The sequence below is a fragment of the Williamsia sp. genome (genome assembly GCF_036566845.1).
GTDB lineage: Bacteria > Actinomycetota > Actinomycetes > Mycobacteriales > Mycobacteriaceae > Williamsia.
Map to the genome: position 1 here is coordinate 1 of NZ_DATCVM010000169.1, position 8,774 is coordinate 8,774.

The 8,774-nt window shown below is 65.9% G+C and carries 8 protein-coding genes and 1 pseudogene; 6 read left to right on the forward strand and 3 right to left on the reverse strand.

Going from position 1 to position 8,774, the window contains the following annotated elements:
* The coding region (locus VIQ49_RS16275) for a sigma-70 family RNA polymerase sigma factor (protein ID WP_331886436.1) at positions 1 to 681 on the reverse strand (681 nt) is incomplete at its 3' end.
* An 86-nt stretch (positions 682 to 767) separates the two neighbouring features.
* On the opposite strand from VIQ49_RS16275, the gene VIQ49_RS16280 reads away from it, so the two are divergent.
* Complete coding sequence (locus tag VIQ49_RS16280) at positions 768 to 1,517, forward strand: SDR family oxidoreductase (protein WP_331886437.1); 750 nt, start codon at positions 768 to 770, stop codon at positions 1,515 to 1,517.
* Here VIQ49_RS16280 and VIQ49_RS16285 read toward each other — a convergent pair.
* Entirely contained in the window at positions 1,502 to 2,137 is a 636-nt protein-coding gene (locus VIQ49_RS16285) for a TetR/AcrR family transcriptional regulator (RefSeq protein WP_331886439.1), read from the reverse strand. The genes VIQ49_RS16280 and VIQ49_RS16285 overlap by 16 nt on opposite strands.
* A 228-nt stretch (positions 2,138 to 2,365) precedes the next feature.
* Between VIQ49_RS16285 and VIQ49_RS16290 the strand changes: the two genes are divergently transcribed.
* Positions 2,366 to 3,640, forward strand: coding sequence for an acyl-CoA dehydrogenase family protein (locus tag VIQ49_RS16290; protein ID WP_331886441.1), 1,275 nt, complete (start codon positions 2,366 to 2,368; stop codon positions 3,638 to 3,640).
* Positions 3,637 to 4,995, forward strand: coding sequence for a phosphotransferase family protein (locus tag VIQ49_RS16295; RefSeq protein ID WP_331886442.1), 1,359 nt, complete (start codon positions 3,637 to 3,639; stop codon positions 4,993 to 4,995). Before VIQ49_RS16290 ends, VIQ49_RS16295 begins: the two co-directional genes overlap by 4 nt.
* 15 nt (positions 4,996 to 5,010) lie before the next feature.
* Here VIQ49_RS16295 and VIQ49_RS16300 read toward each other — a convergent pair whose 3' ends face one another.
* Positions 5,011 to 6,654 carry an NTF2-like N-terminal transpeptidase domain-containing protein gene (locus VIQ49_RS16300; protein ID WP_331886443.1) on the reverse strand — a complete coding sequence of 548 codons (1,644 nt, stop codon included), beginning with the start codon at positions 6,652 to 6,654 and terminating at the stop codon, positions 5,011 to 5,013.
* A gap of 171 nt (positions 6,655 to 6,825) precedes the next feature.
* Between VIQ49_RS16300 and VIQ49_RS16305 the strand changes: the two genes are divergently transcribed.
* From VIQ49_RS16305 to VIQ49_RS16315, 3 genes and pseudogenes are all read left to right on the forward strand, one after another.
* Positions 6,826 to 7,596: a pirin family protein gene (locus VIQ49_RS16305; RefSeq protein WP_331886444.1), complete on the forward strand. Its 771-nt coding sequence runs from the start codon at positions 6,826 to 6,828 to the stop codon at positions 7,594 to 7,596.
* Between the two features lie 220 nt (positions 7,597 to 7,816).
* The gene (locus VIQ49_RS16310; protein WP_331886445.1) at positions 7,817 to 8,494 is read left to right on the forward strand and encodes a PAS and ANTAR domain-containing protein; all 678 of its coding nucleotides are present in this window, start codon (positions 7,817 to 7,819) and stop codon (positions 8,492 to 8,494) included.
* 31 nt (positions 8,495 to 8,525) lie between these two features.
* Positions 8,526 to 8,774: pseudogene (locus VIQ49_RS16315) on the forward strand (peptidase M13); the annotation flags it as partial.

Sequence of the window (8,774 nt, forward strand, 5' to 3'; positions counted from 1 at the left end):
CGTCCCCGCCACAAACCTGGCGACCCTGTCTCGTCCCACCACCGGTACACGGGCCGCACCGACGAACCCACCTCCGTCGCTGATCGAAACGACATCCTCGGTCAGCACCGATTCGAGGGCGGCGAGGTCGCCGGAGGTGGCCGCACCGACAAATGCGGTCAGGATGCGGTTGCGCTCGACCGGATCAACCGCAGCAGCGCGGCGGCGGCCGATGTGTCCGCGGGCCCGGTGCGCGAGCTGACGAGCGTTGGCCTCGGTCACCGAGAGCACCTCACCGATCTCCCGATACGGGTAGTCGAACGCCTCCCGAAGGACGTAGGCTGCCCGCTCCACCGGTTCGAGACGTTCGAGCAACATCACCACCGCCAGCTCGAGTGCCTCGGCGCGATCCGCGCCGAGTGACGGATCATCCGCGGTCGAGACCGGTTCGGGAAGCCATGAACCGATGTACGTCTCCCGGGTCGCTCGAGCGGATGTCAGTGCATTGAGCGACAGCCGGGTGACGGTGGTCGTGAGAAACGCCTCGGGGTTGTCCACCGCGGCCCGGTCGGTTCCCTGCCATCGCAGCCAGGCATCCTGCAGCACATCATCGGCCTCGGTGACCGAACCCATCATCCGGTACGCGACCCCGAACAGTCGTGGCCTGACCTCCTCGAAAGCGGCCAAGGCCGTGTCCTGCATCACGATGTCCCTTTTCCTGTCACAAACGCGCGCTCTTGTCGGTCTCAACTATTACCCGAGCAATGACGCTGACGAGAGGATCGACCATGACGACCTATCTGATCACCGGAGCCACCGGCCGGATCGGCACCCCCACAACCGCGCAGCTACGCGCGCAGGGTCACGATGTGCGGGCACTGAGCCGTCGGACCGGGCCGGGGCTGGTCGCCGGTGACCTGTTGTCCGGTAGCGGTGTCGAAGGCGCGATGGCGGGCGTCGACACCGTCATTCATCTCGCAACCACCAACGGCGCCAAAGACATTCAGATCGCAGAGAACCTCTTCTCCGCTGCCGCGAGTGCCCACGTCCGCCATGTTGTGCTCCTGTCGATCGTGGGCATCGACAAGATACCGATGGGCTTCTACAAACAACGGCTCGCCATCGAATCCATTGCGACGGAGTCGGGGGTGCCGCTGACTCTGCAGCGATCAACCCAGTTCCACACGTTTGTCGACACCCTGTTCAGCGCCCAACGCTTTCTGCCGGTGCTGATCGCCCCGTCGATCCGGTTTCAGCCGATCGCAACTCAGGAGGTCGCGGCCCGGCTGGTGACGCTCGCGGCCGGTGAATCGTCGGGCCGGGTCGACGATATCGGTGGGCCACAGCAGCGAACCGCCGCAGACCTACTCGCGGCCTGGAAGGACGCCAGGGGATCTCGGCGGCCCGGCATGCCGCTACGGCTCCCGGGAAAGGCGTTCAACGCGGTCGCCGCCGGAAACAACCTGGCTGCCGGAACACCGTTCGGGCACGAGACATTCGATCAGTACCTCGCGCAGAAATATCAGAGCGGGCGGTGACCGACCGCATCGCGCGCGACCGCCTGGTACCGCGCGATCACGTCGGCTTCACTGGCCGGGCCGTCGGGCCGGAACCACATCGCGACGGCGGTGCAGGCGGTCACCACAAACCGTGACGCCGCCACCGGGTTCGGCGTGGTGAACACGCCACGCCGAACCCCGTCGTCGATGACCCTGTCGAAAATACGTTGTTGCGCATCACGATTGGCGATCACCCGTTCGAGGGCCACCGCGTCGAGGCTGCGCAGCTCAGAATTCCCGATGTAGCTCTCCATGGGGTTCTGCGCGTGTATGCCGACATGGGTGCGCACGATCGCGTCGAGGCGGGCGGCCGGATGGGCCGGAGCGTCGAGCAGGGCCCGCTCGGTCGCCTCGACGAGCGCTGAGCCACCACGGACCAGGATCGTCACCAGCAGTTCGTGTTTGGAGCCGAAGTGGTTGTAGATCGAACCCGGACTGATCCCCGCAAACGTCGCGATGTGGCGGATCGAGGTGCCGTGATAGCCGCGTGCTGCGATCATCTGCACCGCCGCACTGAGGATGATCTTGGCCGTCGGGTCGTCTCCGTCCCGGATCGCGGCGGTCGCGAACGCCCCGGCGCGCACGTCAGCGTTGCCCATCGTCTGCCTCCCGTGTGGCCCGTGGTGAACGTTCGATCAGTCACCGGATTCCCCGGTCCGGCGGACCGATCAAACCAAGATACCTGCACCCGGCCTGCGATCACCGCAGTACAGGAAGGGAATTGCCACCTGGCTCCGAGAATCTCCTGCGGGCGGTCCGCGCAACCCGTTACGGTCGGCCTGAACAATTGTTCACCGAGAGCCGTTCAACGGGAAGGACCCCGCGCCGTGGACTACGCCGTACCCGAGGCGATCACCACCACCCTGCGTGAGATCGACGACTTCATCGACACGCAGATCCGGCCGCTGCAGGAGGCCGACGACAACGTCCGATTCTTCGACCACCGCCGCGAATGGGCACGCACCGACTTCGAGGGCGGTGGCGTGCCGCGCCGTGAGTGGGAAGATCTGCTCGGTCAGATGCGCCGGCTCGCCGACGACGCCGGCTGGCTGCGGTTCGCGCTACCGACCGAGGTCGGTGGTCGCGGGGGCAGCAATCTCGACATGGCAGTCATCCGGGAACACCTGGCGCACAAGGGACTCGGCCTCCACAACGACCTGCAGAACGAGTCGTCGATCGTCGGCAACTTCCCCTTTGCCCACATGCTGCTGGCCCACGGCACCACAGCGCAGCAGGACGAGTTCCTGGAACCGATGATCCGGGGCGAGGCGCGAATCGGCTTCGGACTGACCGAACCCGACCACGGCAGCGACGCCACCTGGATGGAGACCACCGCCCGGAAGGTGGGTGGTTCCTGGATCATCAATGGCGGCAAGCGATTCAACTCGGGCATGCACAACGCCACACACGACGTGGTGTTCGCGCGTACGTCGGGCAAAGACGGCGACGCCGGCGGGATCACCGCCTTCTTCGTACCCACCGACACCCCGGGATTCTCCGTCGACTTCCAGTGGTGGACCTTCAACATGCCCACCGACCACGCCGAGGTCACGATCACGGATGTGAGGGTGCCCGACTCGGCGATCTTCGGGGTCGAGGGCGAAGGTCTGGCCGTCGCTCAGACGTTTGTGCACGAGAACCGCATCCGGCAGGCCGCCTCGGGAGTCGGCGCAGCGCAGTTCTGCATCGACCGCAGCGTCGAATATGCCAGGGAACGAGTCACTTTCGGCGCCCCCCTGTCGAGCCGGCAGGCCATCCAGTTCCCGCTTGTCGAGTTGCACACCGAGGCGGAGATGGTCCGCGGACTGGTCCGGAAGACCGCCTGGGAGATGGACCGGATCCCCCACATGGAGATCAGCGACCGGGTGTCCATGTGCAACTACCGCGCCAACAGACTGGTCTGCGACGCGGCCGACCAGGCCATCCAGGTGCACGGCGGGATGGGCTACACCCGTCACATGCCCTTCGAGCACATCTACCGTCACCACCGCCGGTACCGCATCACAGAGGGTTCCGACGAGGTGCAGATCCGCAAGATCGCCGGTTATCTCTTCGGCTACGCCGGCCCACGCCGCATCCGGCAGAAGGACCGGAGCCGATGACCGACTCCGACATCGGCGACCTCCTCGCGGCGCGACTGAGTGCGGTCTTCGGAGAGGACGTCCGAGTCGAAGACCTTCGCCGCCTCACCGCCGGCGCCAACAGTGAGACCTGGTCGTTCACCGCTCACCGCACCGCCGGGGTGAGCCGGCTGATCCTGCGCCGACAACCGGGCGCCATGCACGGACCGCTCGGGATGACCAGGGAATCCGAAGCGATCTCCGCTGCCGCCAAAGCCGGTGTCCCGGTACCCACCGTGGTCGAATTCTCCGACGACGCCGCAGCACTCGGCGCGCCGTACCTGGTCTGCGAGCACATCGACGGCGAGACGATTCCGCGAAAGCTGTTGCGCGATGACCGATACGCGCAGGCCCGGACGGGCATGGCTGCCGAACTCGGTCGCACTCTCGCCCGGATCCACTCGATTCCACTGTCGGCGGTACCGGCGCTGCAGAGCGGGGTCCGCAGCGGACTCGACGAATTGCGGCAGTCATATCTCGACCTCGATACCCCCTCGGCGGTCACCGAGATCGCGCTGGCGGCCCTGTCGATGTACCAGCCGGAGCCCGTCGGGGAGACGGTTGTGCACGGCGACTTCCGCAACGGGAACCTGCTCATCTCCGACAGCGGACTCGAGGCGGTTCTGGACTGGGAGCTGACCCACATCGGCGACCCACGGGAGGATCTCGGCTGGCTGCTGGTCAAGTGCTGGCGCTTCGGAACCGCCCCGGAGGTCGGCGGTTTCGGCACCGTCGACGACTTGCTGGACGGCTACGCCGAAGTCGCCGGAGTGCGACCGGATATCGAGGCGGTGCGCTGGTGGCAGCTGTATCGCACCGTGTGGTGGAGCATCGTCTGCGCACAGATGGCGCAGCGGCATCTGTCCGGCGGGCAGCGGTCGGTCGAACTCGCCGCCATCGGCCGCCGGGTGTGCGAGCAGGAACACGACATCCTGCTGGCGCTCGGACGCCCCGCCACCGCAGTGCCCGATACCCCGGCGGCCACCACCGAACCAGGACTCCATGGACAACCCACGGCCGCCGAATTGGTCAACGCGGTGTCGGAGTGGCTCCGCACCACGGTGATGCCCGACGCGGCAGCGGGTTCGACGAGGTTCGAGGCACGGGTCGCGGCCAACGTGCTCGACATCGTCGAACGTGAACTGGCAGCCGGCGACATACCCCTGGATCGCCGGCGCGCCGCCCTGGAGGAGTTGGGATTCGAGTCCGAGACCGATCTCGCGATCGAGCTCCGCGCCGGGAGAGCCAACCCCCGAGACCCTCGGATCATCGCAGTGGTCCGGGCCTCGGTCACCGAACGGTTGTTGGTCGCCAATCCCCGCTATCTGGAGCAGTAGCGCCCCACGGCCCGCCTACTGCGGATGAGGCCGCGGGCTCAGGAAACGCTGGGCCACAGCCAGCGCGGCGCTGCCCGACCGCTCACCCTCGCAGTAGACGACGAACACGCGATCGCCCTGGATGCCGACGAACCAGCCGGGTCCCTGGGGTCCGTTGGTGCCCACCAGCGCACGCAATCCACCGGCGTTCACCAGATCGCTCGCGTCGCCGTCGGCAGCGGTGTCGCGCATCGCCTTGTCGACCGCGGCCAGGACCGCCGGATCGACCGCACCGAGGTCACCACCTTGGGCCTGCCCCGGAACACCGGGGATGACGGACGGGGCCACCGAACCGGTCCGGGCGATCGCCACCCCGAGTGTTGCCATGTTCAGCGCCGACACCCGCAGGTCCTCCGGCCGGAAGGTCACGGGTTTGACGGAGGTGTTCTGGTCTCCGGTACCGGAGGGCCGGACACCGGCAACGGTGAAGTCCACCCCCAGACCCAGCTGGGCGAGCAACTGCCCGGCCTTGGCCTCATCGGCCCCCGCCAGCCGGTTGATGACCTCGGCCACCGAACCGAGCGTGGCGCCGGGGGTGTACCCCTTGTCGATCGTGATGTCCGATGCTTCGGCCTGGTCGTTGCGCATCGCCGCGCGAATCTCGCCGGTTCCCGCGTCCACCACCAGGATCGATGCCGGCTGCGCCACCTCAACCACCGCGTCGAGGGCATCGAGCTGGGTGTTCGGATCGATGCTCGTCTTCACGTCCGGTCCGGGAGGTCCCTGTTCACCGGCGAGCTGCACGGGTGGCCGGCCGGGAGCGACCGCCTGGACGGCCCAACCCGACGTGGCGTCCCGAATCGCCTGCCAGTAGTCCTGCACGCCGTCGAATACCGGTGACTTGAGACGCCGGTCGAGGAGGACGAGCTTGGGCTCCTTGCTGATCGTCACCCCCGGCACCGACGCGGGGTCACCGGCCAGTGCGTTCATGTCGGAGTCACGAACCGAGACGACGGTCACGGGCTTGTTGCCCGCGTCGGCCAGTTGCCGATGGATGACGTCCGGGGTGACCAGTTGTGCCAGCGGCTCGATGACCGTCGCCAGCGCCGCGACGGATCCGGCGATGTCGCCGGTCGCTGCCGGGTCGAGGACGATGTTGTTGATGGTCTGCAGCGTCAGCATCCGCTTGCCGGCGCGGTCGAGCACCGCGGGCGCCGGATTGGCGTCGGTGCGAACCATGCGCAGGCTGCCACCCGGCGGAACGTCTTCCGCGAGCAGACCGGGCTCCCACTGCACCCGCCAGCCCATGGTGAGTTTGCGGGCCGAACCCTCCGTGACGGTCTCGAACTCATGCTTGTCGCCGAGTGACCAGGTGGTCTTCAACTCGAAGGTGGCCGTGCCGTCGGAATACTCTTCGGCGCGTTGCACGTCGACGTCGACCTTGTCGGCAGCCATCCCGTCGAAGGTTGTCTCGTACGCGATCATGGCGAGTTCAGGCGACGACGTCAGCAACGCGGTTGCACTCGGATCCTGCTCTTCGATCGCCTTCTCGAAGTCTCCCAGCATCGACGCGACGCCGGTGTCGCTCGACTTGCCGAAGGTGCCACAGGAGGCCACGGCAAGGGCGCACACAATCGCGAGGGCGAATGTGACCGCAAGTCGGCCAGGGGAACGATGCATAGTCACAATTTTCACTCCTGTAACAGGGTGAATGGCACCAATGTGGTTTCCAACTTGCTTACGAGGTCGTAACGATCCCGCAACTACCCTTAATCAGGGTGCGTCCCAGCCCTTGGAGACGCTGATTTTCATTTTTGCATCATCGCTACACTGTGGCGGAGAATTGGAGAGGTGAGCCCTCACCGTGACCTTTTTCGCTCTGACGTTCGATCCGCGACAAGTCTCGACTGGCTGAATTCGCGGCACGCGTTCTCGTTCGGCGACAATTACGACCCGACGAACACCCATCACGGTGTCCTCATGGTGCACAACGACGAAACCGTCCAGCCACAGCACGGCTTCGACACCCATCCGCACCGCAACATGGAAATCGTCACCTGGGTGTTGTCGGGGTCGTTGGTCCATCAGGATTCGATGGACCATTCCGGTGTCATCTATCCGGGCCTGGCGCAGCGTATGAGCGCGGGGTCCGGCGTCACTCATTCCGAACGCAACGACACCTGGCGCGGCGGACTCGTCCGCGGTGGTCGACCCGTCGCCACCGGTACCGACCCGGTGCACTACATCCAGATGTGGGTGTTGCCCGACGACACCGACACCACACCGGGCTACGAACAACTCGACGTCGCGGACGAGCTGCGGCCCGGTTCGCTGGTGACGGTGGCCTCGGGTATGCCCGCCTACGACTCGGCGATCCGGATCGCGAACAGCTCCGTGGCGTTCCATGTCGCCAGACTCGACGCCGGTCAATCGGTGACTCTGCCCGACCTGCCCTGGGGTCATGTCTTCGTCGCGTCCGGTTCGGCCCGCCTCGAATCCGTCGCCGACGATCTCGGTGCCGGAGACACCATCCGGATCACCGGCGGCGGCGGTGAACGTCTCACCGCCATCACCGCCGCGGAGGTGCTCGTCTGGGAGATGCACCGCGCACTCGGCGACTGACAACCCAGCCCATCTGGAGCATCGGGTTTCGCCCAGGTTCAAACCCTTTACCCGGTAAGTTCATCAGGTGTCGGCGGTGGCCCGTCGACGCCGGTAAACGCGCCCTCGTGTTACATACTTCTCGGCTCCAGAGGCGTGGGCTGCGTTGCCGGACGACTGTGTCTTCTGGACGCATGCATGTGGTTGACAACCGCTTTTATCGGGTATGAGGGAGCAGATCATGGAGAGCGACAGCACGGGCGCTGAGCAGGTCGGGCAAGTGCTCGGGGGCGTCGCACAAGCCGCCGGCAGCTTCCGCTTCCTCATCGAGCAGCAGCAGTGGTTCTGGTCCGACGAGGTCGCCGCGATCCACGGTTACGGACCCGGCGAGGTCACCCCGACCACGGAGTTGCTGCTGTCACACAAGCACCCCGATGATCGCCAGCGCGTCGAGCACGTGGTCAACGAACTGCTCGAAGGCAAGACCTTCAGTAGTCGGCACCGCATCATCGACCGTCGCGGACGGGTTCGTCACGTTCTCGTGATCGGCGATCGGATGACAGACCCATCCGGAAAGCTGATCGGCACCGAAGGATTCTATGTGGATCTCACAGATGCGCATCAGACCGAGATGAAAGAAACGATGGACGCCGCGGTCAGGGACTTCGCGGTGTCCAGAGCGGTGATCGAGCAGGCCAAGGGCATGCTGATGCTGACCTACGGAATCTCTGCCGACCGGGCCTTCGAGGTGCTGACCTGGCGGTCGCAGCAGACGAACACCAAACTCCGGTCGTTGGCCCAGAACATCGTCGACGTCGTCGAGAATGAGGTCCCGATCGGGGACGAGACCCGCCGCGCATTCGACCATCTTCTGCTCACCGCGCACCTCGACAAGGGGGCCACGCTCAACGGCGGCTGACGAACCGGTCGGGAGATGCCAGGATGGTCTGGTGACTTCATCAACCGAGACCGCTGCCGCCACCGGATCCCCGGATCCCAAATCCGGAATCGACCTGCGCTGGGTCGATGACTCCGTGCGGCCCCAAGACGACCTGTTCGAGCACGTGAACGGCGCATGGCTGCGCGACCACCTGATCCCCGAAGATCGCGCCGTGGACGGGGCATTCCACGTGCTCCGTGATCGCGCCGAGGAGAACGTGCGCGATCTGATCACCGAGTGTGCGGAGTCGTCACCCGAA